The sequence below is a fragment of the Allokutzneria oryzae genome (assembly GCF_042429765.1).
Classification (GTDB): domain Bacteria; phylum Actinomycetota; class Actinomycetes; order Mycobacteriales; family Pseudonocardiaceae; genus Allokutzneria; species Allokutzneria oryzae.
The window spans coordinates 98206-123567 of the sequence record NZ_JBHLZU010000010.1 but is presented as its reverse complement, the minus strand read 5'-3'; the positions used below and the strand labels follow the sequence as shown (position 1 = coordinate 123567).

General features: G+C 67.4%; 28 protein-coding genes, 1 tRNA gene and 1 pseudogene. 15 read left to right on the top strand and 15 right to left on the bottom strand.

The window, feature by feature from the left end; genetic code table 11:
• The first annotated feature begins 18 nt into the window (after positions 1-18).
• From ACFFQA_RS11880 to ACFFQA_RS11855, 6 genes are all read left to right on the top strand, one after another.
• Positions 19-1017, top strand: coding sequence for a medium chain dehydrogenase/reductase family protein (locus ACFFQA_RS11880; protein ID WP_377851834.1), 999 nt, complete (start codon positions 19-21; stop codon positions 1015-1017).
• Between the two features lie 454 nt (positions 1018-1471).
• The gene (locus tag ACFFQA_RS11875; protein WP_377851833.1) at positions 1472-1657 is read left to right on the top strand and encodes a hypothetical protein; all 186 of its coding nucleotides are present in this window, start codon (positions 1472-1474) and stop codon (positions 1655-1657) included.
• Between the two features lie 352 nt (positions 1658-2009).
• Positions 2010-2804, top strand: coding sequence for an ABC transporter permease (locus tag ACFFQA_RS11870; RefSeq protein ID WP_377851832.1), 795 nt, complete (start codon positions 2010-2012; stop codon positions 2802-2804).
• The gene (locus ACFFQA_RS11865; RefSeq protein ID WP_377851831.1) at positions 2797-3594 is read left to right on the top strand and encodes an ABC transporter permease; all 798 of its coding nucleotides are present in this window, start codon (positions 2797-2799) and stop codon (positions 3592-3594) included. The genes ACFFQA_RS11870 and ACFFQA_RS11865 overlap by 8 nt, the downstream gene beginning before the upstream one ends.
• Entirely contained in the window at positions 3591-4580 is a 990-nt protein-coding gene (locus tag ACFFQA_RS11860; RefSeq protein ID WP_377851830.1) for an ABC transporter ATP-binding protein, read from the top strand. The genes ACFFQA_RS11865 and ACFFQA_RS11860 overlap by 4 nt, the downstream gene beginning before the upstream one ends.
• 41 nt (positions 4581-4621) lie before the next feature.
• Entirely contained in the window at positions 4622-4990 is a 369-nt protein-coding gene (locus ACFFQA_RS11855) for a DUF8711 family protein (RefSeq protein WP_377851829.1), read from the top strand.
• 4 nt (positions 4991-4994) lie between these two features.
• Here ACFFQA_RS11855 and rsmI read toward each other — a convergent pair whose 3' ends face one another.
• Positions 4995-5861: a 16S rRNA (cytidine(1402)-2'-O)-methyltransferase gene (rsmI, locus tag ACFFQA_RS11850; RefSeq protein WP_377851828.1), complete on the bottom strand. Its 867-nt coding sequence runs from the start codon at positions 5859-5861 to the stop codon at positions 4995-4997.
• Positions 5862-5964: 103 nt separating this feature from the next.
• Between rsmI and ACFFQA_RS11845 the strand changes: the two genes are divergently transcribed.
• Complete coding sequence (locus ACFFQA_RS11845) at positions 5965-7521, top strand: dolichyl-phosphate-mannose--protein mannosyltransferase (RefSeq protein WP_377851827.1); 1557 nt, start codon at positions 5965-5967, stop codon at positions 7519-7521.
• On the opposite strand, the gene ACFFQA_RS11840 is transcribed toward ACFFQA_RS11845, so the two are convergent.
• The 3 genes from ACFFQA_RS11840 to ACFFQA_RS11830 all read right to left on the bottom strand — a co-directional run bounded on the left by ACFFQA_RS11840 (position 7472) and on the right by ACFFQA_RS11830 (position 10709).
• Complete coding sequence (locus ACFFQA_RS11840; RefSeq protein ID WP_377851826.1) at positions 7472-8650, bottom strand: MFS transporter; 1179 nt, start codon at positions 8648-8650, stop codon at positions 7472-7474. The two genes, ACFFQA_RS11845 and ACFFQA_RS11840, sit on opposite strands and share 50 nt — an antisense overlap.
• A 109-nt stretch (positions 8651-8759) precedes the next feature.
• The gene (locus tag ACFFQA_RS11835) at positions 8760-9764 is read right to left on the bottom strand and encodes a hypothetical protein (RefSeq protein ID WP_377851825.1); all 1005 of its coding nucleotides are present in this window, start codon (positions 9762-9764) and stop codon (positions 8760-8762) included.
• 108 nt (positions 9765-9872) lie between these two features.
• A complete protein-coding gene (locus ACFFQA_RS11830; protein WP_377851824.1) occupies positions 9873-10709 on the bottom strand; it encodes an NAD(P)H-binding protein in 837 nt (278 codons plus the stop codon).
• 81 nt (positions 10710-10790) lie between these two features.
• Here ACFFQA_RS11830 and ACFFQA_RS11825 point away from each other — a divergent pair, with 81 nt between their 5' ends.
• Positions 10791-11426: a TetR/AcrR family transcriptional regulator gene (locus ACFFQA_RS11825; protein ID WP_377851823.1), complete on the top strand. Its 636-nt coding sequence runs from the start codon at positions 10791-10793 to the stop codon at positions 11424-11426.
• Between the two features lie 366 nt (positions 11427-11792).
• Here the strand turns inward: ACFFQA_RS11825 and ACFFQA_RS11820 are convergent, their stop codons facing one another.
• Both ACFFQA_RS11820 and ACFFQA_RS11815 read right to left on the bottom strand, forming a co-directional pair.
• On the bottom strand, positions 11793-12245 hold the full coding sequence (locus ACFFQA_RS11820; protein WP_377851822.1) for a hypothetical protein: 453 nt from the start codon (positions 12243-12245) through the stop codon (positions 11793-11795).
• A gap of 1069 nt (positions 12246-13314) precedes the next feature.
• Positions 13315-14046 (bottom strand): hypothetical protein, encoded by a 732-nt coding sequence (locus ACFFQA_RS11815; protein ID WP_377851821.1) that lies wholly within the window; start codon positions 14044-14046, stop codon positions 13315-13317.
• Positions 14047-15086: 1040 nt separating this feature from the next.
• Here ACFFQA_RS11815 and ACFFQA_RS11810 point away from each other — a divergent pair.
• Together ACFFQA_RS11810 and ACFFQA_RS11805 are read left to right on the top strand one after the other, a co-directional pair.
• Positions 15087-15512, top strand: a complete 426-nt coding sequence (locus tag ACFFQA_RS11810; protein ID WP_377851820.1) for a hypothetical protein — start codon at positions 15087-15089, stop codon at positions 15510-15512.
• Positions 15512-16102 carry a DUF3558 domain-containing protein gene (locus tag ACFFQA_RS11805; RefSeq protein ID WP_377851819.1) on the top strand — a complete coding sequence of 197 codons (591 nt, stop codon included), beginning with the start codon at positions 15512-15514 and terminating at the stop codon, positions 16100-16102. The genes ACFFQA_RS11810 and ACFFQA_RS11805 overlap by 1 nt, the downstream gene beginning before the upstream one ends.
• Positions 16103-16245: 143 nt before the next feature.
• On the opposite strand, the gene ACFFQA_RS11800 is transcribed toward ACFFQA_RS11805, so the two are convergent.
• The 3 genes and pseudogenes from ACFFQA_RS11800 to ACFFQA_RS11790 all read right to left on the bottom strand — a co-directional run.
• Complete coding sequence (locus ACFFQA_RS11800) at positions 16246-16908, bottom strand: YdcF family protein (protein WP_377851818.1); 663 nt, start codon at positions 16906-16908, stop codon at positions 16246-16248.
• Positions 16909-16919: 11 nt separating this feature from the next.
• Positions 16920-17417, bottom strand: coding sequence for a GntR family transcriptional regulator (locus tag ACFFQA_RS11795; protein ID WP_377851817.1), 498 nt, complete (start codon positions 17415-17417; stop codon positions 16920-16922).
• Positions 17418-17453: 36 nt separating this feature from the next.
• Positions 17454-17618: pseudogene (locus tag ACFFQA_RS11790) on the bottom strand (winged helix-turn-helix domain-containing protein); the annotation flags it as partial.
• A gap of 287 nt (positions 17619-17905) precedes the next feature.
• Here ACFFQA_RS11790 and ACFFQA_RS11785 point away from each other — a divergent pair.
• Positions 17906-18589, top strand: a complete 684-nt coding sequence (locus ACFFQA_RS11785; RefSeq protein ID WP_377851816.1) for a tyrosine-type recombinase/integrase — start codon at positions 17906-17908, stop codon at positions 18587-18589.
• A gap of 136 nt (positions 18590-18725) precedes the next feature.
• Here the strand turns inward: ACFFQA_RS11785 and ACFFQA_RS11780 are convergent, their stop codons facing one another.
• Entirely contained in the window at positions 18726-19094 is a 369-nt protein-coding gene (locus ACFFQA_RS11780) for a hypothetical protein (protein WP_377851815.1), read from the bottom strand.
• Positions 19095-19463: 369 nt separating this feature from the next.
• On the opposite strand from ACFFQA_RS11780, the gene ACFFQA_RS11775 reads away from it, so the two are divergent.
• Positions 19464-19589: a hypothetical protein gene (locus ACFFQA_RS11775; RefSeq protein WP_377851814.1), complete on the top strand. Its 126-nt coding sequence runs from the start codon at positions 19464-19466 to the stop codon at positions 19587-19589.
• Positions 19590-19664: 75 nt separating this feature from the next.
• Here the strand turns inward: ACFFQA_RS11775 and ACFFQA_RS11770 are convergent.
• The 5 genes from ACFFQA_RS11770 to ACFFQA_RS11750 all read right to left on the bottom strand — a co-directional run bounded on the left by ACFFQA_RS11770 (position 19665) and on the right by ACFFQA_RS11750 (position 23545).
• A tRNA-Ala gene (locus ACFFQA_RS11770) sits at positions 19665-19737 on the bottom strand.
• A gap of 60 nt (positions 19738-19797) precedes the next feature.
• Complete coding sequence (gene sepX / locus ACFFQA_RS11765) at positions 19798-20622, bottom strand: divisome protein SepX/GlpR (RefSeq protein ID WP_377851813.1); 825 nt, start codon at positions 20620-20622, stop codon at positions 19798-19800.
• Between the two features lie 150 nt (positions 20623-20772).
• Positions 20773-21432, bottom strand: a complete 660-nt coding sequence (locus ACFFQA_RS11760) for a GNAT family N-acetyltransferase (RefSeq protein ID WP_377851812.1) — start codon at positions 21430-21432, stop codon at positions 20773-20775.
• Positions 21425-22648, bottom strand: a complete 1224-nt coding sequence (gene glp, locus ACFFQA_RS11755; RefSeq protein ID WP_377851811.1) for a molybdotransferase-like divisome protein Glp — start codon at positions 22646-22648, stop codon at positions 21425-21427. The genes ACFFQA_RS11760 and glp overlap by 8 nt, the downstream gene beginning before the upstream one ends.
• A gap of 6 nt (positions 22649-22654) precedes the next feature.
• Positions 22655-23545 carry a UTP--glucose-1-phosphate uridylyltransferase gene (locus tag ACFFQA_RS11750; RefSeq protein ID WP_377851810.1) on the bottom strand — a complete coding sequence of 297 codons (891 nt, stop codon included), beginning with the start codon at positions 23543-23545 and terminating at the stop codon, positions 22655-22657.
• A gap of 37 nt (positions 23546-23582) precedes the next feature.
• Here ACFFQA_RS11750 and ACFFQA_RS11745 point away from each other — a divergent pair, with 37 nt between their 5' ends.
• The 3 genes from ACFFQA_RS11745 (at position 23583) to ACFFQA_RS11735 (ending at position 25358) form a co-directional block, all read left to right on the top strand.
• Positions 23583-24167: a 5-formyltetrahydrofolate cyclo-ligase gene (locus ACFFQA_RS11745; protein WP_377851809.1), complete on the top strand. Its 585-nt coding sequence runs from the start codon at positions 23583-23585 to the stop codon at positions 24165-24167.
• 96 nt (positions 24168-24263) lie between these two features.
• Positions 24264-24611: an FmdB family zinc ribbon protein gene (locus tag ACFFQA_RS11740; RefSeq protein WP_377851808.1), complete on the top strand. Its 348-nt coding sequence runs from the start codon at positions 24264-24266 to the stop codon at positions 24609-24611.
• A 117-nt stretch (positions 24612-24728) separates the two neighbouring features.
• Complete coding sequence (locus tag ACFFQA_RS11735) at positions 24729-25358, top strand: SAF domain-containing protein (RefSeq protein WP_377851807.1); 630 nt, start codon at positions 24729-24731, stop codon at positions 25356-25358.
• Positions 25359-25362 lie beyond the last annotated feature (4 nt).

Genomic DNA, 25362 nt, shown 5'->3' with positions numbered 1-25362 from the left:
CAATCACTGGAGTGGACCATGGAGATCGTGCTCACCGGCAAGGGCGGCCCGGAGATGCTGCGCGTGGACGACCGGAAGGCGCCCCGCCCCGGCAAGGGCGAGGTCCTGGTCCGCACGGAGGCCAGCGGCGCCAGCTTCGCCGAGGTGCAGATGCTGCGCGGCCGCTACCCGATGCAGCCCGGGTTCCCGTTCGTGCCCGGCTACGACCTGGTTGGCAGGGTGGTCGAGGGTGAAGGCTTCCGGCCGGGCCAGCGGGTGGTCGCGCTGACCAGAACCGGGGCCTGGCGGGACCAGGTGGTGATCCCGGCGAAGATCGCGGTCCCGATCGCCGACGACGTCGACCCCGGCGTCGCGGCCGCGGTGGCGATGAACGGCGTGACCGCCTGGCAGATGCTGCACGAGACCGCCCGCGTCCGGCCCGGCCAGACGGTCCTGGTGCACGGAGCCGCCGGTGGCGTCGGCAGCCTGCTCGTCCAGCTCGCCCGGCTGGCGGGAGCACGGGTCATCGGCACGGCCTCGGCGGCCAAGCACGACCTGCTGCGCTCACTGGGCGCGGAACCGATCGACTACCGCAAGGGCAACGTCGCGGCCGAAGTGCGCGCACTGGCGCCGAACGGGGTGGACGCGGTCTTCGACCACGTGGGCGGCAAGAGCCTCGACGAGTCGTGGGGCCTGCTCGCTCCGGGTGGTGTGCTGGCCAACTACGGCTCGGCGGGCACGTTGCTGGACGAGGGCCACCCGCTGCGGCCGTACGTGGGCACGGTCCGCCGACTGGCGTGGTGGCAGCTGAGGCGGTTGTTCGGGCTGACCCGTGGCCGCAAGGCGGCGATGTACTACGTCAAGCCGGGGCCCGGGTTCGCGAAGGCGCTGACCGAGGTCCTGCGCCTGGTGTCGACGGGCGAGCTGACCCCGCACATCGACCGCCGCCTCCCGCTGACCGAAGCCGCCCAAGCCCTGACGCTGCTCACCACGGGCCAAGCGACCGGCAAGATCGTCCTCGAAGCAGCCGTGCACTGAAGGAGTCGCTAGCCGCCCGAGTTGGCCCGCCGACTCCACACCGCAGTGCGCGCGTTGACTGGCTGACGTGATCAGGATTTCGCGTTTTGTCACCTAAATGCGCAAAGGAGCGCTCCCATTTCGCGCTAAGACTCCAAAACGCGAACCGGGGCACGTGTGTTGGGCGCCGGGGGCGGTGAGGTGGCGCCACCACTCGCAGGACACGGCCTCGCCGCACCACCAGCCTTCAGCTGACCCGGCTCGGCACGGCTGGAACGCTCGGGCCGTGGGAAACGATCGATATGTGCGATTTCAGGGGGTCAACCGCAACCGTCGTGGTCGGCACCCGGGATTTTCGGCCTGGTGAACGGCCTCGCCGGGGAGGGCGGCTCACCGAGGACCAAGAGCGGTTCCGCCGCGTCACCAACGCGTGGTACCACGCGAACCTGACCGATCCCGGGACGTCGACCCCTCGGTGTACGACCGGGAGCTCCACCCCGGCGCTGCGGCCTGGCTCAAGTCTTCCGCAGTACATCTGATCGAACGGGTCACCGGGTACCTGGCGATCCTCGACGCGCACGGCATCGGCTGGGTCCGGGTGGAGTCCGACAATCCGAGCAGGATCATCTACGGCGGCCCCCACCAGGTCGTCGTCGCCTGAGCCGAATGCCGAACCGTTTCGCAGGGCTCGCGCGACTTCTCCACGTCACGCAGCTGTCAGGTGGAAACGGCGATGAGTGGGGATCCGCCCGCACACCACCTGCGGCTTGTGGCACGCCGAAGCGAGCGGCGATGCTTGAAATGGGGGATCCCCAGGGACGGGCGAAAGCCACCCTCGCCCGCCCACCTCACGCTGCGGCACCTCTACGCGAGCGTTGCTGCCCTCGTCGCGAGCGCTGCGGCACCACGTCGCGAGCGGAGACGCGAGTTGGTGCCACAAAGCGGAGACCCGTGGACGGTGCGGGACCGATCGTCCAAAAAGGGAGTTGCGGAGGCGGATATCGTCGATCTTCGTGCGTGGGTTGCTCGGGTGTTATCCACACCTCGCCGTCGCCGGATTCCGTCGCTACTCCACCTACCGTTCGGCCGCGCTCGCGGCCCTGACCACCAACTCCGCGTTCGGACTCATGCGCATCGCGGTCCTGCTCGGCGTGCTCGGCTCCCAGAGCGAGGTCGCGGGCTACGACTCCGGGCGGATCGCCAGCTACGTGTGGCTCGGCCAGGGGCTGCTCGGTGTCATCCTGCTCTGGGGCGGCCACGAGCTCACCGAGCGCGTCCGCAGCGGAGACGTCGCCATCGACCTCTCCCGGCCGTGGAACCTCCAGTTGGCGCTGCTCGCCGAGGACTACGGGCGCGCGGGCTTCGCGATGCTGATCAGGTTCGTCCCGCCGATGACGATCGGTGCGCTGTTGTTCGACCTGCACTGGCCGCAACGAGCATCGACGTGGGCGTTGTTCGGGCTGAGCGTCGTCCTCGCCGTCACCATGAGCTTCGCCATGCGGTTCCTGTTGAGCCTCAGCGCGTTCTGGCTGCTGGACGCGCGAGGGGTGCAGGCGATGTACGGGATTCTGGGCGGAATCGTCTCCGGACTGACCGTTCCACTGGCGTTCTTCCCCGACTGGGCGCAGGCCGCGTTGTGGTGGACGCCGTTCCCTTCCTTGCTGCAGAACACCATCGACGTTTTCGTCGAACGCGGTGACCCCTTCCTCCTGCTCGCCCACCAGACACTGTGGACGGTCATGATCCTCGCCGTCGGGCAGTTCGCTCTCCGCGCCGCGGAACGGAAGCTGGTGGTCCAGGGTGGGTGACCGCGTCTACCTCAACGTCCTCGCCTCACGGTTTCGCGCACAGCTGTCGTACCGGACGTCCTTCGTGCTGGACTTCGTGGCGCAGATGCTCGGCCAGGGCGGGGAGCTCGTCGCCATCCTCGTGCTGTTCGGGCGCACCGAGGAGCTCGGCGGGTTCGCCGCGCACGAGGTCCTGATCATGTACGGCATCGCCGGAGTCGCCTTCGGCATCGCCGACCTGGTCATCGGCCAGCTCGACGACCTGCCGAGGCTGATCCGCACCGGCCAGCTCGACGTCATGCTGCTGCGCCCGTTGAGCCCGCTCGCCCAGATCGCCACGGGCGACATCCAGCTGCGCAGGGTCGGCCGGGTGGCGACGGGCCTCGCGGTGCTCGTCACCGTACTGTCCACTTCGGACATAGCATGGAGCTTTCCCAAGCTGCTGCTGGCGTTCACCGCTCCGCTCGTCGGCGCCGTGATCTTCGGGTCGGTGTGGGTCGTCGCGTGCTCGGTGTGCTTCTGGATCGTCGACGGACGCGAGCTGGCCAACACGGTCACCTACGGCAGCAACATGTTCACCTCGTACCCGATCACCGTGTACCCGTCCTGGCTGCGGCGGTTGCTGGCGTTCGTCATCCCCGGAGCGTTCGTCGCCTACTACCCCGCCCTCGCTCTGCTGGACCGGCCTGATCCCCTTGGCGCACCGGCCTTCCTCGGCTGGTGCGCGCCACTCGCCGCACTCGCCGCCGCCGGGGTCGCCGGTCTGGTCTGGCGCTTCGCCATCCGCCACTACCAAGGAACTGGATCATGAGCGCGCTCATCGTTGCGGACCGGCTCCGCCGGAGCTTCCACCTCTCCCACCGGGCCGGACTGCTGCGCAGGAGGCGCACCGAGGTGGTCGCGGTCGACTCGGTGGACTTCACGGTGAACCGGGGCGAAGCGGTCGGCTACGTCGGGCCGAACGGCGCGGGCAAGTCCACGACGATCAAGATGCTGACCGGAATCCTGACGCCGTCCTCCGGCAGCGCGACGGTGTGCGGCCTGGACCCGGCCCGGCAACGGCGCGCGCTCGCCTCGCGGATCGGAGTGGTCTTCGGCCAGCGCAGCCAGCTGTGGTGGGACCTGCCGCTGTCGGAGAGCTTCGAACTGCTGCGCTCGATCTACCGCGTGCCGCGGGAGGACCACCGCAAACGGCTGGACGAGTGCGTTGAGCTGCTTGAGCTCACACCGTTCCTGGCCACACCGGTGCGGCAGCTCTCCCTCGGCCAGCGGATGCGCGGCGAGGTCACCGCGGCGCTGCTGCACGATCCGGAGCTGCTGGTGCTGGACGAGCCGACCATCGGGCTGGACCTGGAGTCCAAGGAGCGGCTGCGGTCCTTCCTCGCCGATCTCAACCAGCGCGGGACCACGTTGCTGCTGACCACGCACGACCTGGACGACATCGAGCGGCTGTGCGGGCGGCTGATGGTGATCGACCACGGGCGGGTGCTGGCCGACGGGCCGCTGGCCGAGCTCCGCGCGGAGGTGGTGACCGAACGGACCCTGGTCGTCGACCTGGTCGAGCCGCACGCGCCGTTGGACGGGCTGCCCGGGGTCCGCGAGGTGCGCACGGAGCTGGGCGGTCTGCGCCAGCACCTGGTGTTCGGCCGCGCCGAGACCACGGCGGCGGCGCTGATCTCGGCGGTCGTCGCCCGGGTCGCGGTGCACGACGTGTCCGTGGCGGAGCCGGAGATCGACGAGGTGATCAGGCGTTTGTACAAACGTACGTCCGCGGCTGACGCTGTGGGCGATTTGTGAATAACCTCTGAAAGGAGAACAACGTCCCGAGGAGGAGCCCCATGCCCACGACGCGTCGCCTGGCGATCGCCGTGCTCGCTCTGCCCCTGATGGCCGCGCTCGGCGCGTGCTCGCAGATCCAGGAGGCAAGCTCCAAGGCGCAGGTCTGCACTCAGGCGCTGTCCCTCGCGGCCTTCACCCCGGACCCCGCCGATGGCGAGAAGGCGCAGAAGGAGACCCAGGAAACCGGCAACAAGCTGCACGAGCTGGCCAAGAACGTCAACGACGGCAACGTCAGCGGCGCCATCACCACGCTGGGCAACTCCTACGTGGAGATGGCCAAGCAGCGCGTCGAGGACGCCGCCAACCTGCCGAAGTGGGTCGAGACCAAGGTGAAGCAGCTCGACGCGCTCCGGCAGGCGTGCCTGTAGCCGCTCAGCCGCTCGACGCGGACCGTTCCGCGAGAACGGCGTCGTAGAGCGCCTTCCGGCTGATCCCCGAGGAGGCGGCCACGGCCGCGGTCGCCTCCTTCAGCCGCTCTCCGGCGGCGACGCGCTCCTCGACGACCGGCACCAGGCCGCGCACGTCGGTCACCGCCGACTCGTCCGCCGACACACCGGCGAGCACGACAGTGATCTCCCCGCGCACGCCTTCCTCAGCCCAGGCGGCCAGCTCACCGAGACCGCCGCGCCGGACCTCCTCGTACTGCTTGGTCAGCTCGCGGCACACGGCCGCCTGCCGGTCCGCGCCGAGCACCTCGGCCGCGTCGGCGAGGGTGGCGGCGAGCCGGTGCGGCGCCTCGAAGAACACCGCCGCCCGCTGCTCGGTGCGCAAGGCGGTCAGCCAACGCCGCCGGTCACCGGGCTTGCGCGGCGGGAACCCCTCGAAGCAGAAGCGCTCGCACGGCAGCCCGGACACGGCCAGCGCCGTGGTCACCGCGGAAGGGCCGGGCAGGCACGTCACCGTGATGCCCTCGGCCGCGCACGCCGCGACCAGCCGGTAGCCGGGATCGGACACGCTCGGCATGCCCGCGTCGGTCACCAGCAGCACGGTCGAACCGGCGCGGAGGGCTTCCAGCAGCATCGGCAGCCGCGAGTTCTCCACGGCGTCGTAGAAGCTGACAACCTTGCCGGTGGGCCGCACGTCCAGTGCGGCGGCGAGCGACTTGGTGCGCCTGGTGTCCTCGGCGGCGATCACCTCGGACTCGGCGAGCGCCGCGACCAGCCTGGGCGATGCGTCTCTGGAGTCCCCCAACGGCGTCGCGGCCAGCACCAAGCGCCCTGATCCCGATTCGGCGTGCATGGTCGTAGAGCCTAGGGCGGCGGAGTTCGCGGCGTACGCGCGCCGCCACCGCGCCCCTGTCTACGATCGGCCGGGTGAATCAGCGGAAAGAGGTGTGCGCCCGATGAGTCTCGCGACGGCGCCGTCGGCCGAAGAAGCCACGCCTCCCGTGGAGGTGCAGCCGGAACGGCCGTGGCAGCCGTTCGGTCCACCGCCGCCGAGCGACCGGCTCCGCGGCTGGACGGTGGCGCTGACCCTGGCGCTGATCGGTGGGATCGTCCGGTTCTGGAACCTGGGCCACCCCGCCGACAAGGGCACACCGGTCTTCGACGAGAAGCACTACGTGCCGCAGGCGTGGCAGGTCCTGCGCAACGGTGGCTACGAGGACAACCCCGGCTACGAGCTGGTGGTGCACCCGCCTCTGGGCAAGCAGCTCATCGCGTTCGGTGAGTGGATCTTCGGCTACAACGGCTGGGGCTGGCGGTTCACCGCCGCGCTGTTCGGCACCCTGTGCGTCCTGCTGATCGTCCGGATCGCCCGCAGGCTGACCCGCTCCACCATGCTGGGCGCGGTCGCCGGGATCCTGCTGATCGCCGACGGCGTGAGCCACGTGTCCTCGCGCGTGGGCATGCTCGACATCTTCCTGGCGCTGTTCGTGGTCGCGTCCTTCGGTTGTCTGCTGGTGGACCGCGACCAGGTCCGGGCGCGGCTGACCGCGGCGATGAACGAGGGCTGGGTTGGCAACAGTCCGCTCGGGCCGCGGCTGGGCTTCCGCTGGTGGCGCTTCGCCGCGGGGGTGTTCGTCGGCCTCGCGTGCGCCGTGAAGTGGTCGGGCGTGTGGTTCATCGTCGCCTTCGGCATCCTCAACGTGGTCTGGGACGTGACCGCGCGCCGCACGGCCGGAGTGCGCAGGCCGTGGGTCGGCACCATCGCCAGGGACCTCGCCCCCGCGCTGTGGGCGCTGGCGCTGACGCCCGTGCTGGTCTACTTCGGCTGCTGGTGGGCCTGGTTCGCCAGCGAGACCGGCACCGACCGCTGGGCCGCCTCGATCAAGCTCACCGTGGACACGTTCCTGCCGTTCCTGCCCGACTCGCTGCGCGGGTTGCTCTACTTCCACAGCAACGTGCTCAGCTTCCACACCGGACTGAACACGCCGGCGACCCCGCACCCGTGGGAGTCCAAGCCGTGGTCCTGGCCGATGGGGCTGCGGCCGATGCTCTACTACTACGAGTCCGGCGCGGGCGCGATGGGCTGCGGCCGCCAGGACTGCGTCGGCGCGGTGATGCTGATCGGCACGCCCGCGATGTGGTGGCTGGCGTTCCCGATGCTCGGCTGGGCCGTGTGGCGCGCGGTCAGCAGGCTGGACTGGCGGTACTCGGCGGTGCTCGTCGGCTACGGCGCGGCGTGGGTGCCGTGGTTCTTCGACATCGACCGGCAGATGTACTTCTTCTACGCCACCGCGATGGCGCCGTTCCTGGTGCTGGGCCTGACCATGGCGCTCGGCGAGATCCTGGGCAAGGCGCGCGCGGGCTTCGAGCGGCGCCGGACCGGGTTGCTCGTGGTCGCGCTCTACATCGGGCTGGTCGTCGCGAACTTCGCCTGGCTGTGGCCGGTGCTGGTCGGCGACTCGATCACGCCGTGGCGGTGGAACGCCGAGCTGTGGCTGCCCTCCTGGCGATGACCAGCCCGGCGACGGCGAAGGAGGCGACCGAGCCGATCGCCAGCACGCCGAGCACGGCCGGGATCGACGAGGTGCCGAACGCGGTGATCGTCGAGCCGACCAGCGGCGGGAACACCACGCCGCCGATCATGGCCGACATCAGCAGCCACGACGTGGTGCGCGGCCGCCCCGGCTCCAGCTCGGCGAGCCAGGCGACGCCGCACGGGTAGACCGGCCCGACACCGACGCCGACCAGCACGTACGCCAGCGGGGCCACCGCGGGGATGGTGGTCAGCCCGATCGCGAGGCAGATGAGCACGCCGCTGCCGAGCAGGATCGCCGACACCGGCAGCCACCGCGAGAGCACACCGGAGACCACGCGTCCGACGATGGTCGCGCCCCAGAACCCGGTGGCGAAGGTCGCGGCGGTCTCCAGCGCCATGCCGTCGGCGGTAAGGTGGGTCGGCAGCCACGCGGCGATGCCGGACTCGGTGCCGATGTAGCAGATGTAGGCGAGCACGAACCCGCCGACGACCGGGGTGAGTCCGATGCCGCGCACGAACCCGCCCGCCTCACGTGGCGCTGACGGCAGCGTGCCGGACAGGCCCTGAAGGCTCACGAGCCCGATCAGGCCGAGCACCAGTCCGCCGCCGACCAGCATCGGCAACCGCGCGTCCGGCAGCTGGACCGCGAGCATCGGGGCGGCCATCGCACCCGCGCCGAACACGGCCCCGCTGAGGTTGAGCAGCATGGGGCCGCGCGTCCCGGCCGCGTGCGCGAGGACCTGCATCGTGCCGAAGGTGACAGCGGCGAACCCGCCGCCCGCGAGGAAGATCCCGGTGAGCAGCACCGGCCAGCTCACCCCGAGCAGGCACACCACGAGCCCGGCGCAGCCGACCACCGACGCGATCACCATGGGGCCGCGCACCGGGCGGCGCTCCAGGGCGAAGATCGTCAGCAGCATGCCGATCAGGGAACCGGCGAACTTCACGCTGAGCGCGATCCCGACGCCCTCCGGCCCGACCCCGTACGCGCGGTCCAGGTAACCGGTGAGCGGCCCGAAGACCGAGGTGATGCCGCCCTCCACCGCGGAGAGCACGCAAATCGCCAGGACACCGAGTGGAGTGATCCGCATCGCGTTGCCAGTCACAAGCGCTGAGCTTGGCACAACGCCAAACTCACCGTCCAAACAGGGCCATTCGCGGGCTTATGAACACGTTAAGGAGTTCGAAAAGGTCTATAAGCCCGCGAATGGCGGCTTAGCTACAGCTGTAGACGACCGGGGTGTCCTTGCTGTTCAGGCGGGTGTAGGCCGGAATGCCGCCGTCGTCCCCGATGGAACCGACGAACAGCTGGGGGCTGCTCGGGAGCTTGGCCTCGACCTTGCCGCCACGCCAGACAAGCGCGCCGATCTGGAACGATTGACCGTCGCCGACAACAAGTCCATCGCGGTTCACACTATTCGCGGCTCTCCCCTCGGGCAGCAGGCTCGCGTTGCCCGAGGCGTCCCACTGCACCGCGCGGAGCTCGTTGGGCTGCCCCTGCGGAACCAACGTGCCGACGACGCGTCCCGCCGAGATCCCGTTCGCGAAGACGCTCTGCGCCGGAACCGGCGGGACCAGCTTCATGGCGACGCCGTCCCGCCACCGGTAGGAGGTCGACACACCGTTCCCCGTCGCCTCGACCAGTACGGTGCCGTCCTCGTCGATCCCGCTCACCACCAAAGATTCCGAGGCGGGCAGCCCGGTCAGCTCGACCATCTGTCCCGGACGGTCGGCGGGCCACATCACGGCCCTGCTCAGCTCACCCAGCTTCGGCACGTACTGGCCAACGATGTCGCCGCGATCGTTCACCGCGACGGCTCGGGAGGCGTGAGCGGCGGCGGGAACGGGCAGTGCCTCGATCCGGGTTCCGACGGAACGGAAAGCTCCCGCCGAGTACACGTCCCGCATGGCATGACCGACGATCGTGCCGGAGCGGTTCACGTCGGCGACAGTGACCAGGTACGGAGCGAACGGAACTCGACCGTAGTCAACGATCTTTCCCGGCTTCCAGAGCACAACGCGTTCCGGCATGCCCATCGCGACCCCGGCGTAGCCGCCCTCGTTGTCGCTGGCGGTGGCCCGCCCCTGCGTAATGCCGTCGGGGAGTGGCAACGCCGCGGACTTCCACGTACACGCCGCCGCCACTGCCGTCCCGGGCCCGACAACAACGGCGGCCACCACGGCCACGACCGCCGGCAACGCCAATCGAACCGATCTCATGATTACCCCCTCAGGCAACCCTTCGCGCTCCCCGTCAATTGGGAGATGCGCTCCAGGAACCTGAAGCTAGCGACCGTTGAGATCGAAGCGAACCCCTATAAATTCGCCCTACCTGAAATCGTCCACATGATCCGCGGCCCAATCGGCAAATGTACGTGCGCGCCGGCCGGTGATCTTCTCGGTGATGTCGAAAATCTCAGCGGTTCGCTGCTCAGCCTCGGCGAGATAACCCAGGAGCGAGTCGACAACCCCCTGCGGCACCCACCGCGACATCTGTTCGCGGGTCTGCTCCGGAGTGAGCTCGTCGAAACGGACCGGCCGCCCGACCGCCTCAGCGATGAGCTCGACCTGCCGCAGCTGCGTCAGTGACTCCGGCCCGGTCAGCTCGTACGCCTTCTTCGCGTGGCCGTCGTCCAGCAGCGCCCGGACCGCCACGGCGGCGATGTCCTTCTCGTGCACCGGCGCGATGTTGGCGTTGGCATACGGAGCGCGGACGACGCCCTCCTCGCGGATGGACTTCGCCCACTGCAACGTGTTCGCAGCGAACGCCCCGGGACGAACGAAAGTCCAGTCCATAGTGGACGCTTCGAGCGCGCGTTCGACGAGGACGTGCCGCCTGCCGATCGCGTCGGACTCGGCGCCGGGTTCCTTGGCGGACAACGAGGACAGCAGCACCACGTGCCGCACTCCCGCGCCCTGCGCCAGCTCCACGAAAGCGCCGACCGTCTCCGGTTCGGGGAACAGGTAGACCTTGTCCACTCCGGACAGTGCGTCCGCGAGGGTCTCGGGCCGGGTCAGGTCGGCCGCGCGGACATCGGCTTCGGCGGGCAGCCCGGAGGTCTCCGGCACGCGGCTCGTCGCCCGCACCGGAGCGCCCTCGGCCAGCAGCATCTCGACCACGTTGCGGCCGACGTTGCCGGTCGCGCCAGTCACCAGAATCGTCATGACCCGAGCATCAACCACCTGGATGATGAAGTCAACCAAATAGTTGACTGATAACCTCGGGCACCGATCCGAGGAGGAAGAGTGCCTGCACCGAGGCGAGCGCCCGCCCCAGACGAACGCCGCCAGGACGCGGACCGGTCACGGCGCCTGCTCCTGTCGGCGGCCTTCGACGAGTTCGCGGCGAAGGGCTACGCGGGCGCACGCGTCCACGAGATCGCCGCCCGTGCCGGCGTCAACAAGCAACTGATCAACTACTACTTCGGTGGCAAGGCGGGCCTGTACAAGGAGCTCCAGCAGGACTGGCTGGACCGCGAGGCCACCTTCAACACCCCGGAGCAACCGCTGGCGGAACTGGCGGTCCGCTACCTCCACGAGGCGCTCTCGGACCCCAGGGGAATCCGCCTGATGGTCTGGCGCGGCCTCACCACGGAGGAGTTCCCCCCGGACGAGTCCCCTATCGACGAGGACCTCGCCTACGTCCGCGAACGCCAGCACGACGAGGAACTGGACCCCGACCTGGACCCGGCGGCGATCCTCCTGATGATGATGGGAGCGATCAGCGCCCCGATCGTGATGCCGGACGTCACGAGGCGCCTGTTCGGCTCGGACCCCACAAGCCCGGAGTTCGAGGAACGCTACGGAAACCAGATCCGCCTGATCCTCAACAAGCTCTCCGGCACTCCCCACCGGGACCATCCCGAAGATGAGAAACCCTGAGCATGCCGTCGCCATGCGGGCAGGCGTAATGCTCGCCCATTGATTCCTCCACAACACGCGCCACACCGCCTCTTTGGATGACTCCCGGCCGGGGTAACAGCGCGACGTACTCCATCAGCAGCTGGTCAAGGCCCCCAGGGGCCTTCAACAGGGGCGGAGCTGAGGGGAATCGACCCCCTGCCCCCTGGCCCCCTCACCCCCGTGCCCCCAGTTCGCGTTTTGTAGCCTTAACGCGAAATGGGAGCGCTCTTTCGAGCATTAAGGTGACAAAACGCGAAAACCCGACCACGCCGGCCAGCCCACGCGCACACCGGGGCACGGGGATGGCGCCACCTCGGGGCAGCGGGACGAATTGCAGGACAGGCGCTAGGTGATCGTGGTGATGACACACTTCCCGGGGATGCCGATCCTTCCGGTGACGGAGATCGTCACGAGCTTGATCTCGTCGTTGCGGACACCGGTGGTGAAGATCGCGCTCCGCTGCACATCACCGAAGGGTTCACTCTTTCCCGCGACAGCGGTTCCGTCTTTCTTGGAAATCTCATACGCGAACACATCGCCAGGCTGCCCCTCGATGGCCAGCTCCGCCGTCGGAACATTCTTCTTCCGCTGCACCACCGAGGACAGGCATTCCCTGGGCGGCTCATCCGGAGGTGTGACCACTCCCAGGATCGGATCCTGCGGAGAACGAGACTGCGCCGATGAGCCAGTAGGCGACGACGGTGAACTGGTTTCCGAAGCTGACGGACTGGTACACGACACCATCGCGACCATGATGGCCGCTGCGATAACTAGAGAAGCGGCACGCCTGTTCACCATCAGCGTCTCCCTTGTCGTCACCAATCCGTGTGCACGTCGCAAAATACCCCAACTGGGGTGAACGCCATGACCTTGTTGCCGTCGACGTTGAAGAACACGAAGTTGCCCCGAGGAAACATGACAAACACCTCTCCCCGTTTCAACACCGGCGATGCACACCCGGCCGTACCGTATTGGTCTTCTGATACTGGTCGCCGAGCGAGGCGCTCACAACGGCAACTCTGACCCCGTCGTCCCAGAGATGGCAACACTGATCGTCTTGCCCGCCGCTCCCGCAGCCCCTGACCCAAAACACCCTCACATTGATGCATGCAAACGCCAGTAACTCCCCCTAGCTCTCCCCGCCAGGCGAACCAGTTGCGCACAGTCATCCTGTAGCGCCTCAAAAGTGAGGCGAAGACGACGCAGCATGCTCTCGTTGAAATCGCATAGAAGATGCAGGCAGCCCACCGAAAGCCACCCGGAGAAATCACCAGAGACTCATCTTGCCCCAGCTGCTGACAATACGTGGAACCGCCGCGGCATCAAGAATAGCCCCCTGGACCGCCCCTAGGCGTATACAGCCGACTCAGCCAACCAGACCACCAGCCTGGCGACGCGTCGCGCGGCGGCTGTCCACAAGTGCGGCAGCCGAGTGCCCCCGCAGGGGCCGCCGAACTGAAGAGAAAAAGCTCTGAACACGCCCGCCGCGACGAGGCACTAGGACTGGACGTTGGGGATGACGCACTCGTCATACCCGGCCTGGACGGCCCACACCTCGGCGCGCATCTCCCGCGGCCCATGGAGATCTACGCAAGCCTCGTCCAAGTCCACACAGGACGCGCTCAAGCAGCTCAGGCAAGCAGAGAGGCCGTCCACATCTACTGTGGACGGCCTCTCAACAGGTGTGGAGCTGAGGGGAATCGCCCCTGACCTTCTCGATGCGAACTAGCCGCCACCCGGTTGACCAGGGCCAACGACGAGGTGAAGCAGCCAGCGAAGGGCATCCAAGGTCGGCCATGGGCAGCCCGGTTGCTGCACTTCGCTGCTGTACAGCAACCCGCTAGGAGCTCGTCTCTTCTCAGCTCAACTACTGGGCCAGCAAGCTGGAGCGGGGATGAAGGAGATCGACAACTTCTGATGCGACCTCCAGCGCTTTCAATGCGATTTCACGTCCCAGCATATCCCCCGTATGAATTGCTAAATTTCTTGGTCCGGCCACACAACTTTTAATGCGCCCCGACAGCCGAACCCCAAGGCTCTTCAGGAAATCCAAGTAACCCGCAATCCCACCATGAGAACTTCGAACGAAATCGACCATCACAGACCCGAAGGCGCCAGGAAAGCCGTCAGCCTCTCTTTTAATTAGCCCCACCAACGCTAACTCGGTCGCAGTAGCAGAGTCGAGAACAGACCTACGAAAGTCCATCTTCTTCAGATTTACCCTAGCGTCCCTCAAGAACAAATGCTCAGCTGGAGGACGTTCACCTATGCGAGCTTTCTCCAGCACACTTTGCCAACACGCTCTACTTACTGCAGCCGATGACAACTCGATAGCGGGCCCCATAACGCTTCCCAGGGGTAATGTGTGCCCACCCTCTTGATTCGAATACCACAACTGCAGTTCATCATGCGCATCAAACCTCTCAACACTAGCTTGCGAGAGGCTGATCCGAGTACCCACTTCGATCCAATCGCGAAGATTGATCCGCCATGATTCGAGATTTTCCTTAAGCTGCAACCCGGCCTCTTCGGCCTGCAGTCGATGATCTTGCCCCAAGGAAGGCTCAGCTAGCTCCAGCTTGAGCAATAGCCTGGTCACAGAAACCATCGTAGGCGTGATCTTTTCAGCATCTTCATGCCAACTAACAACGAGACCCCAGGGACGCCATTCACGAAAATGCTCAGACCAATCTACATCAGGACGAACTGAGCCGATTTGAGGTGCAACAAGTTCCGGGGGCCTCCCCCGAATACCAGAGCAAGCACCAAGAGCGGGGAGCGCTACCTCTATACGAACAGCACCGATTCCAGTCGGGTAAGACAAACCCAAGCAGTCAGAAGAAAGGGGCAGTCCGAATGGGAGCTTAAGGACTGCTTCCACCACTCTTCGTGACGCCTTGGCATCTTGCTCCATACCTACCACTTTGGTCCACACGAACTTCCCACGCCCCGGGTGTCACCAGAAGTACACGGTATTGATGACACGTTCGTTAAGAGGCACTTGCTCACCCAGGTGCCACGGATCGATCTAGCGAAATATGACAGATGGTGTCACTGATCGGAGCGGCTGCCCCAGCTAGCACAACTTCGAGGGCAAGCCTGTGGGCTGGTCGATCCCGGCACGGGGTCGAGCTGTCCATAGGTGCGGCAGCCGATCGCCCCGACCACGTGGCTAACTCAGCCACACGAGCGATCGTCCCGACTCAACCCAGCCGGAAACTTCGTAGTGCATCCCCCTTTGCTCCTGTGGGGTCGCTCGGCCGCTCCCCCGCAGCGGGCCGACGCCGTTGTGCCTCGCTGTCCACGCCCGGCGGCGGCAGCCGCCTTGGGCGTGGACCGACACACAGCACGGCGGCGGCTCCGCGTCGCGGGAACAGCACGCGGCCGAGCGGCCCCGCAGGGGCCGCCTTGATGAAGAAAAGAAACTCTGAACACGCTGGCCCGACAGACCCAAGTGGGATGGGCTGACGAGGTTAGGGACGTCGTGGCTGCCGCTCGGCGGACTTGATGTAGATCGGTGTTGAGCGGAGCTGCCGTGTTCTGCTGGGTGACGTTCTATGGCTGTTCCCGCACGATGAGGTGTCGGGGTGAGCTAGCTTCGCTAGAGTTCCGAGGCTTCGCGAGCTCGTGCAGTCGGGGGTGGGGGTTGTGTCGGGATCTGGCTCGGAGTCGGGCGCTCAGTGGGAAGTCCCGGAGTACGAAGTTGCGGAGATCCCACAGGTCAGCATCGGGGGCGGGACAGCGAGTGGTGGTTACACGGTTGATCCGGAACGTGCCCCGCGACTGATCCAAGCCCTGGAAGACGCCCGCGCAAAGCTGTACGAGCTTCAGAGCCTCCACCGAGACCTTGACTATGTCTCGCCGCCTGATGGCGATCCTTACAGCATCGCCGCTGCGGAGGCTATCCGGCGCAGGTTGGGAGACGAACCGGGTGGCTACGCCTATGCGAACAGGGCGGCAACTGACCAGCTCACGACGTTGATTGAGAAGTTGAAGGCGTCGTTGAAGGCGTATCAGGACACCGAGAAACGCAACCGTGACACCATCAAGCGGAAGGGCATGTGATGCGTCCTCGGGTACTGGTCATTGCGGCAGCGATGTTGGCAATCACGGGGTGCAGCCAACAAATGGTGGGCCAGCCGGAGACCCTGCCGCCCCAGAGTCCTGACAGCAGCGTCGCCCCGCCAATTCCCCAACCCCACCTGTCGTTCGAACGCTTCCTCTCCCGACCGTGCGATGTGCTTACCCGGGAACAGCTTGCCGCTATCGGTATCACCCGTGATCCGGGCAAGGTCGATACCAGCCCCGTTGGCAACCGATGCTTGTGGCAAGCAGACGAGACCACCGACACCGCTGTCAGCGTGACGTTGATGACCTCTTCCGCTGGCCTGGATGGGGCGTACCGCAACCGCAACCGTGGGTACTTCTCCGAAACCCAGATCGGTGACTACCCGGCGGCCCATGCCGACAATAAGAAGCCGGTCGGGCGAACCACTCCATCCGGGGACTGTGAAACCGTGGTGGGGGTCGCGCCGTCAGTGGCTTACAGGGCAGGAGCTCGCGCCTACCGCCCGAATCCGGACTATGAGCAGCCGTGCAAGGCGTCAGACCGGGTGGCGTTGTGGGTGTTGGAGAAGCTCAAGGTACCGAACTGAGCCGATCACTAACAGCATGCGGCGCGGAGACCGTGAGAGAGCCGATGAACTGAGAAGCTGGACCGCTTCAAGGGAACAGTGGGAGTGAGGCACTCTGCCCCGAAGCCAGACGTAGAGCGATGTCCGTCAAGACGGGCTCCAGGCTAGACGTTGGGGATGACGCGCTTGTCGTATCCAGCCTGGACCAGGCGCTCATAGGCGGACCACACCTCGGCGGGCATCTCCTGCGGCATGGCATGCCCCTGGTTGCCGTAGACCTTGATGGGTTGCGTGTCCGCGACGATGGTGTTGATGACCCGGGCGTCGTCGCCGATCCCGGCCAAGTAATCCACCAAGCCGATGTCCTGCGAAGCGCAGATCACCTCGACCTCGGGCCAGACCTTCCGGCAAGCGGCATACGCACGACGCTGTTGGTACGGACGCGAGACCAGCATGACCGACCGCACCGGAATACCGCGCGACTCCAACAGGGCACGGGACAGCTCGATGTTCGCGCCGGTGTGCTTCGCGGCGGGCTCCACCAACACCGCGTCATTGGGCACGCCAAGGGAAAGAGCGTGCTCGCGATAGTGCACGGCTTCCCCGCGTGGGAAGCGGTCGATCGTGGTCGGAGCGTTTGCACCACTGAAGACGAGCAGCGGGAAGTAGCCGGAGTGGAACAGCTCCGCGGCTTGGGTGGCGACGCCGAGATCGCGGCTTCCGAGCCCGATCCCGACATCGCACGGGCGCAGCTCGTGGCCCATGTGGTTGTAGTCCCACAACACCTGGACGTCGGCCAACACCTCGGCGGACAACCGCTCACCCATCGCGCGCGCTCCTAGTCAGGGATCGGGAAGTTGTAGGACCAGGCGAACCTGCTCGCCGCGTGCACGCCCCGCGCGAACTCCACCGGGACGCCGTCCTTGGTCACCGTGCGGCGCTTGAGCACCATCACCGGCTCCCCTGCGGGCAACTTCAGCAGCTCGATCTCATCCGGGCTCGGCATCCGCGCGAACACGGTCTCGGTGATCGCATCCGGCTCCAAGCCCCGCATGGTCAATACAGCGAACCCGCCACCTCGACCAGCCGGACCGGGCGTCGGGTCCACGAGCGGCGTGCCCTCGACGTGCTCAGGTCGGTAGTAGCTCGTGAGCGTGTGCGTCGGGGTCTCGCCGTCCTTCACCAGGCGGGAACGCTCGTAGACCTCGCTACCTTCCTCAACACCCAACACCTCGGCGATCTCAGCATCGGCCGTGGTCTTGCCGACCGTGTTGGTCTGGTCGCCCGGCTTCCACTCCCGGCCCGATGCCTCGCGATCGGCGGCGAACGCGACCAAGCCGAACTTCCACTTGCTCTTGGCGTAGCGCTCGGCTCAGAGCCTCTTCATGGCGGGCCGCTCGCGCACGACAGTCCCCCGGCGGCGGACCGGGGTCACCAAGCCCTCGGCTTCGAGCACGGCAACGGCCTTGCGCACGGTGTTGATGTTCACGCCGTACTGAGCCGCGATCTCCTCTTGCTTGGGCAGGGTGCCGCCCGGCGGGTAGTCGCCTCGCTAATTACGAGCTGTTCTGTCGGCTCTACATCAATCCGGGGATCGGCGGGAAGCGGCTTGACCGGCCTCAGGTCCGTGACGTTCAGCAATGGCTCAACCGCATTCCGGATATCTGCCAGTGCTGCGCGCAGGGCAAAGACGCCCGACGTTCCAAGATCAAAAGGCGGTGTTGTGCGATTGGTTCGTGCTGTCAGGAAGCCCCCTCAGCGCGAACCATCAGCGACATTCGGACGTGCCTCCGCTCAGCGCTCTCGCACGCGATTCGAACAGAGGTGATCTCCAAGAATGTCGCCGCGCTGGTCACCCTCCCGACACCTCGCAAGAAGAAGCGCAAGGCGTGGACCAGCGAGGAAGCACGCCGGTTCCTGGAGTCGGCCCGGCGCGAAGGCGACCCGATGTACACGGCGTACGTCCTGGTCCTGGTGCTCGGCCTGCGCCTCGGCGAGGTACTGGGCCTGACCTGGGACGCCGTGGACTTCGACGGCGGGGAGCTGTCCGTGGGCCTCCAGTTGCAGCGGGTCAGCCGGGAGTTGCTGCACCGGGAGACGAAGACGGCGGCGTCCGACGACACGCTTCCGATGGTTGGCTTCAGCGCTGCCGTGCTTCGTCAGCGCAAGGATCAGCAGGACGCCGACCGGAAGCGGGCAGGTGACGAGTGGCAGCGCTCGGGCCTGGTCTTCACGACCAAGCTCGGGACGCCGATCGAGCCGCGAAACTTCAACCGCTCGTGGACGAACCGGTGTGAGCGGGCGGGCGTTCGGCGAATCACCGTGCACGATGGCCGCCGGACCTGTGGAACGCTGCTCGTGGACCTCGACGTGCACCCGCGTCAGATCATGCGCATCCTGCGGCACGCGCAGATCGCGGTCACGATGAAGATCTACGCGCAAGCCTCGTCCAAGTCCACACAGGACGCGCTCAAGCGGCTCGGCGACAGCCTCGAAGGCAGTGACTGACACTGCTGCGCAGCATTCCAGAGCACACAAATTGACATAATTTAAAACCAGAACGGTCGCACCGCAATATATTTGAGCCAAGCGGTGGGTCGTTGCCCATCAATCGGCCAACGACCCACCGCAACAGGAACCGAGATCAGACCTTCACCGTAGGGCTCGTGATGACACCCTTCCCATCGCCACGGTAGAAATCCACCTGATAGCGACCGCTCGGCACCTTCACGGAAAGAGTCTTTCCCATGCGAGTGCCGTACTTCTTGCCGGTGGACACGTTAACAGCCTGAATCCATACGATTGCACCATTCGAATCAGTCTTGGTGTAGCCCTTGCCGATGACCTTGCCGTCGGCAACAGAAGCGCAAACCTTCAAGCTCGACACCGCGTGCCCGCCTGGACCCCAGCCGCTACATTTTTCAGCTGCGGAAGCCGTGGGGACGACCGCCAGCAGAGCAACGCCTGCCAGTGCCGCAGCCAATGAGCCACGACTAAGAACATGGGAGAGCATTTCTCACCTTTCGTCAACGATCTGGCTTGCTTCAGTTTTCCAGCGGTCAGGCACTCGCGTCCGGCAAGGCTGAGCTAGCCAACGTATATGAAGACGCGCGAGACGTGACTTCGGTTGCCGCAGACGAGATAGGTCCTCCGCCACACCCACTTCCACTTGGCAGATACGCGAGCTCTATTCATGATAAACACACCCGAGGGCAGCATCATGGCTTCGCTGGAGTTGAGGTAGCAAAGAGCAATGGCGGATGACACGTTCCCCCGGCTCAAAGGACCAGCGACGATGCCAGGGCAAAGCTGGGAGAGAGAACCACAAAGCAGCCGAGAAGTAACGGAACGTCTCGACTGACGTTCGCAACAAGCTGAGAACGTGATCAAATGCGCATCCTGCGGCACACAGATCGCGGTCACGATGGAGATCTACGCGCAAGCCTCGTCCAAGTCCACACAGGACGCGCTCAAGCGGCTCGGCGACAGCCTCGAAGGCGGCGGATGACACTGCTGTACTTCGCTGCTGTACAGACAGCAAAGAGGCCGTCCACATCTACTGTGGACGGCCTCTCAACAGGCGTGGAGCTGAGGGGAATCGAACCCCTGACCTTCTCGATGCGAACGAGACGCGCTACCAACTGCGCTACAGCCCCGTGTTCTGTTGTGGGGGAAGCATAACAGTAGGTGGAGGGTGCTTCACGCACCCCCCACCTTTACTCGCCCGAGGCCCGCCGGTAGGTCATTTGCGCAGGTGGATCGAGGTGCTCGAAGGACGGGTCCTCGTCGTCGAGGTCGATCAGCTCGGCGCTGGGGCGGGAGGAGCAGCGGGTGCCCGCGGGCTTGGCGGAGGCCTTGGGGGCGGGCACCTGGTAGGTCTCGTCCTCGTCGTCCTCGGCAGCCTCGTCGGCGGTGTCCACGGCCTCGTCGTCGGTGCCGCGGATCCTGGCGAGCCTGCGGTTGCGGATCTCCTCCTCGATGCGCACCTGGCGGCGGAGGTAGGTGAGGTAGCCCACGAGGATCACGTCGGTGGCGCCGTGCGCCCACCAGAGCACGGGCAGCGCGAACCCGGCGAGCAGTCCGGTGGCGAGGGCGAGCAGCAGCATGCCCAGGACGACGCGCTGCCGGAACTGGTACTTGGCGCGCGCGACCATGGCGGCGAGCTCGGGGTCGAAGCCACCCCTGCCCGGCCGGTAGCGGCGGCGGGCGCGGCGGTTGACCGACTCGTCGCCGTAGTCCTCGGCGTAGTGGTCGGTGCGGCCGTCGGAGTAGTTGTCGTAGTCCTCGGTCTCGGAGTCCCGGTGGTTGCTGGGCTCCGGTGCCCGTCGTCCGGGCATGGCGAACACCTCCTGCGCGTTCTCCTCCGGAAGCTGTCCCCTGCGCGGTGTGTCGACCGTGGTCTCACCGCCGCGCCGGACGACTCTGCCCGTGAGCGCAGAGTCGGCTGTTCTGGCGACCGGCTTTCGTCGCCGCGCCACCATGGGTACGAGAACGACGAGCCAGGCTGCCGCGAGAGCGGCGAAGATCAACGAGCTCGGCACGCCTGTCCACCTCCCCCACACCACACCCGACATTCATACGTGAACGCCACGTTAGTCACACCAGTCACACCTGTGTCGGAGCCACGCCGCCGGTCAATACTCCCGCGGTATGTCGATCATTACCCGAACGGAGGAGGAAATCCGGCGGAATCAGGGAATGCGAGCCAGCCCACGCTGAACCAGCCGGGCCACCAGACCGGGGCCGGTCTCCTCTTCGGTCAGCGCGAGGCTGACGTGGTCGCGCCAGGTCCCGCCGACGTCGAGATAGCGCTCGTAGAGCCCCTCCCGGCGGAACCCGAGCTTGTCCAGGACGCGCAGGCTGGCCTCGTTCTCCGGCCGCACGGTCGCCTCCAGCCGGTGCAGCCGGGCGGGCCCGAAGCAGTGGTCGACGACCAGCGCGACCGCTCCCGTGGCCACTCCGCCCCTGGTCAGGTCGCTTGCCACCCAGTAGCCGACCCAGCCGGAGCGCAGCGCGCCGCGCTGGATGCTTCCGACGGTGACCTGCCCGGCGAGCCTGCCGTCCACGACGATCATGAAGGGCAGGGCGAGCCCGCGCCTGCCGAGGGAGCGCAGCGCCGCCCACTGCGGCGGCCAGGCCAGCAGCGAGTTGCGCTCGTCCCAGCTCTGCCCGTACGCGGTGGGTTCCCACCGTTCCAAGTGGACCCGGTCACGCGAACGGGTGGAACTCCAGGTGCCGCCGTCGCGCAGGCGTGGCGGACGCAGTTCGAGGGTGCCCGCCGCGACGGCCAGCGGACCGAGCCGCACCGGCCAGCCGGGGTGCCGTCCCTCGGGGTACTGGAGGTCAGCCACGCTGGGCCAGGAAGCTCACCGCCACCTCTTCGCCGACCAGGACGTCCGTGGTGTCCTCGTCCAGCAGGATCAGGCAGTTCGCCTCCGCGAGCGAGGCCAGCAGGTGCGATCCGGAGGTGCCGAGCGGCTGGACCAGGTACTCGTTGGTCTCGGTGTCGCGCATCAGCTGACCGCGCAGGAAACCCTTGCGCCCCTTGGTCGAGGTGACCGGGGAGACCAGCCGCGCGGTGACCCGGCGGCGGTGCGGGTTGCGCTTGCCGAGCGCGGTGCGGATCAACGGCCTGATCAGCACCTCGAACACCACGAGCGCGCTGATCGGGTTGCTGGGCAACAGGAACGTGGGCACCTCGTCGGGGCCGAGCCGCCCGAAGCCCTGCACCGAGCCGGGGTGCATGGCGACGCGGGTCTCGTCCAGCTCACCGAGGTCGGACAGGGCGCTGACGATCTCCTCGCCGCAGTTGCCGCCGATCGCGCCCGCGATCACCACGATCTCGGAGATCAGCAGGCGGCCTTCGACGATCTCGGCGAAGCGGGAGGGCTCGGTCGTGACCACGCCGACCCGGCTGACCTCGGCGCCCGCGTCGCGGGCCGCGGCGGCGAGCGCGTAGGAGTTGACGTCGTAGACCTGGCCGGGGCCGGGCGTGCGGTCGATGTCCACCAGCTCCTCGCCGATGGAGATGATCGACACGCGGGGCCTCGGGTGCACGAGCACCTTGTTGCGCCCGACCGCCGCGAGCAGCCCGACCTGGGCCGAGCCGATCGCGGCGCCCATCCGGACGGCGACGTCGCCGGTCTGCACGTCCTCGCCGGTGCGGCGGACGAACGCGGCAGAGGGCACCGGGCGCTGCACGGTGACCCTGGCCGGGTGTTCGTCGGTGTAGGCGAGCGGCACGACCGCGTCTGCCAGCGTCGGCAGCGGAGCACCGGTCGCCACCCGCACGGCCTGCCCCGGTTGCAGGCGGCTGGGCTGGCGGGAGCCCGCCTGGATCTCCCCGACCACGGGCAGCACGACCGGCTCGTGGCCTGCCTGCTGCACATCGACGCTGCGTACCGCGTAGCCGTCAACGGCGGCCTGGTCGAAGCCGGGCAACGCCCGCTCCGCCACGACCTCCTCGGCGCACAGCAGGCCCTGCGCCTCGGAGATGGCCACCCGTACTGGGGACGGCTGCACCGCGGCGCGGAGGACGCGGGCCAGCTGCTCGTCTACGGACCTCATAACTTCCTAGGATGCGGCAACGCGCTGACGGAGCCACTGCAACAGGCCGGGCCCATACGCGGGATCTTTGAGCGCGAAGTCCACAGCGGCCTTGAGGAAGCCACCGGGATTCCCCAGATCGTGTCGCTCGCCGCGGTGCACGACCACGTGCACGGGGTGGCCCTCGGCGATCAGCAGCGCGATGGCGTCGGTGAGCTGGAGCTCGCCGCCCGCGCCCGGCGTGATCCGCTTCAACGCGTCGAAGATCGCCCGGTCCAGCAGGTAGCGACCGGGGGCGATCAGGTTGGACGGCGCGTCCTCGACCGCGGGCTTCTCGACCATGCCCTTGAGCCGCTTCACGTCCGGCTCGTCGGTGTCGTCCACGTCGAACACGCCGTAGGCGGAGACCTGCTCGCGCGGGACCTCGATGGCCAGCAGCACGCTGCCGCCGAAGCGCTCGCGCACCGCGGACATCGCGTTCAGCGCGCCGTTGGGCAGGATCAGGTCGTCCGGCAGCAGCACCGCGACGGCCTCGTCCTCGCCGGTCAGGTTGGGTTCCGCGCACGCGACCGCGTGCCCGAGGCCCAGCGCCTGCTCCTGGATGGCGACCTCGACGTCGATCAGGTTCGGCGCGCGGCGGACCTTCTCCAGCAGTTCGGTCTTGCCGCGCTTGTCCAGGGTCGACTCCAGCTCGGGGGCGGGCTGGAAGTGCTTGCCGACGGACGCTTTGTCCGGCGAGGTGACGATCACCAGCTTGCTCGCTCCCGCCTCGGCCGCCTCGGTGGCGACCAGCTCGATGGCGGGGGTGTCGACGACCGGCAGCAGTTCCTTGGGCACGGACTTCGTGGTCGGCAGGAAGCGGGTGCCAAGACCTGCTGCGGGCACGATTGCGGTGCGGAAGGCGCTCGACGAGCTCATGGCCGGAGCCTATCCGGCGTGCCTAAGCTCACTTTTCGTGGCTTCGGAAGACCTCGTCCGGCGGGCGAAGAGGGAATGGCGCACCCGGCTGCTCGACGCCCGCCGGGCACTGTCCGCGGAGGTGCTCGCGGAGCGCGCGGAGGCGCTCGCCATCGGCGTGGCCCACTGGGCGGAGGAGTTCTCCGGCGGGACGGTCTGCGCCTACGTCCCTGTCGGCACGGAGCCTGGCTCACCTGCGCTTTTGTCCGCGCTGGCCGACTCAGGCTGCCGAGTTCTGCTGCCCGTGGTGACCGGCAGGAGCCCGCTCGCCTGGGCCGAGTACGACGGGTCGTTGCGACCAGCCGCCCACGGGTTGCTGGAGCCGACCGGGTCACCGCTGGAGGCGTCGGCGATCGGGCAGGCCGACGCGATGCTGGTCCCGGCTCTCGCGGTGGACCGGCGAGGCGTCCGGCTCGGGCGTGGCGCCGGGCACTACGACCGCTCGCTGCCGCTCGTCCGCGCGGGTGTGCCCCTCGTCGCGGTGGTGCACCCGGACGAGTTCGTCGACGAACTGCCTGGCGAGGAGCACGACGTTCGGATGACCGCCGTGCTCGTTCCACACGCCGGTGTGAGAACTCTCTGACCCGGCGTGTTTGCGCTCCGGGGCGAATTTGGCGCATCATCGTGTTAGCACTCGTCACCTCTGAGTGCCAATGACGACAGTTCGCGGAGGGACGTCGTGCCGACCTACCAGTACGCCTGCACCGAGTGCGAGCACCGCTTCGAGGCGTTCCAGTCGTTCAGCGACGACGCGCTCACCGTGTGCCCCGAGTGTTCGGGCAAGCTCCGCAAGCTGTTCGGCTCCGTCGGCATCGTGTTCAAGGGCAGCGGCTTCTACCGCACCGACAGCAGGTCCGGCGGCAGCTCCACGGTCAGCGCCTCCTCGGACTCCTCGTCCTCTTCGGACAGCAAGTCGTCCTCCTCTTCCGGCTCCTCGGAGTCGAAGTCGAGCTCGTCCAGCGACTCGAAGTCCAGCTCCTCATCCTCCACCAGCTCCTCGGGCGCCAAGGCCGCGGCGGCCTCCTGAGCCCGGAGTTGTCCACAACCGCACCGGTTGTCCACAACTTCCCCTCGGCGAGCCGAGTCCCGGCCCATCCCCGCCTAACGTCGAAGCCGTTGACCCACAACGACTTCGGGAGGACCGATGGGCGGGACGCTGGCGCCTCTCCCCCGCGACCGGCTCGGCCGTCTGCTGCGCGGCCGTTCCCTCGCGCTGCGTAGGTTGCTCACCGCCGTTCTCGTTGCCCTGGCGGCGTTCCTGGCCTTCGCGCCGCGGGCGGAGAGCGTGCGGGTCCTTGTGGCGGCACGGGATCTGGCTCCCGGCGCGGTCCTGAGCGCCGGCGACGTACGCCCGCACGCGTTCTCCGCCGACACCGTTCCCGACGGTGCGCTCCCCGTCACCGCCGCCGTGTCGGGCCGATTACTCGTGGGCGCGGCACGACGCGGCGAACCCTTGACCGATCTGCGCCTGGCGGGCCCGGAACTGAGCGGCCTGACGACCGGCGACGTGGACGCGACGTCGGTGGCGCTGCGCCCGGCCGACCCCGGGGTTGCCGACCTGCTCCGCGCGGGCAGCCGGGTCGACGTGGTCGCACAGGACTCCGCCGTGCTCGCGGAGAACGCCACGGTGCTCGCGGTCCGTACCGAGAACGAGGGACGTCTCCCAGCCGCGCGCGGCGGGCGCCTCGTTGTCCTCTCGCTGGCCAGGGACGACGCCACCCGTGTCGCGGCGGCGGCGCTGACCCGACCGGTCGCGATCACCCTCCGGAAGTGACTGT

Coding starts and splice junctions, on each gene's coding strand:
- ACFFQA_RS11880 (WP_377851834.1), top strand. CDS start 19: ATGGAGATCGTGCTCACCGGCAAGGGCGGCCCGGAGATGCTGCGCGTG.
- ACFFQA_RS11860 (WP_377851830.1), top strand. CDS start 3,591: ATGAGCGCGCTCATCGTTGCGGACCGGCTCCGCCGGAGCTTCCACCTC.
- ACFFQA_RS11855 (WP_377851829.1), top strand. CDS start 4,622: ATGCCCACGACGCGTCGCCTGGCGATCGCCGTGCTCGCTCTGCCCCTG.
- rsmI (WP_377851828.1), bottom strand. CDS start 5,861: ATGCACGCCGAATCGGGATCAGGGCGCTTGGTGCTGGCCGCGACGCCG.
- ACFFQA_RS11845 (WP_377851827.1), top strand. CDS start 5,965: ATGAGTCTCGCGACGGCGCCGTCGGCCGAAGAAGCCACGCCTCCCGTG.
- ACFFQA_RS11835 (WP_377851825.1), bottom strand. CDS start 9,764: ATGAGATCGGTTCGATTGGCGTTGCCGGCGGTCGTGGCCGTGGTGGCC.
- ACFFQA_RS11830 (WP_377851824.1), bottom strand. CDS start 10,709: ATGACGATTCTGGTGACTGGCGCGACCGGCAACGTCGGCCGCAACGTG.
- ACFFQA_RS11820 (WP_377851822.1), bottom strand. CDS start 12,245: ATGGTGAACAGGCGTGCCGCTTCTCTAGTTATCGCAGCGGCCATCATG.
- ACFFQA_RS11805 (WP_377851819.1), top strand. CDS start 15,512: ATGCGTCCTCGGGTACTGGTCATTGCGGCAGCGATGTTGGCAATCACG.
- ACFFQA_RS11800 (WP_377851818.1), bottom strand. CDS start 16,908: ATGGGTGAGCGGTTGTCCGCCGAGGTGTTGGCCGACGTCCAGGTGTTG.
- ACFFQA_RS11780 (WP_377851815.1), bottom strand. CDS start 19,094: ATGCTCTCCCATGTTCTTAGTCGTGGCTCATTGGCTGCGGCACTGGCA.
- glp (WP_377851811.1), bottom strand. CDS start 22,648: ATGAGGTCCGTAGACGAGCAGCTGGCCCGCGTCCTCCGCGCCGCGGTG.
- ACFFQA_RS11750 (WP_377851810.1), bottom strand. CDS start 23,545: ATGAGCTCGTCGAGCGCCTTCCGCACCGCAATCGTGCCCGCAGCAGGT.
- ACFFQA_RS11735 (WP_377851807.1), top strand. CDS start 24,729: ATGGGCGGGACGCTGGCGCCTCTCCCCCGCGACCGGCTCGGCCGTCTG.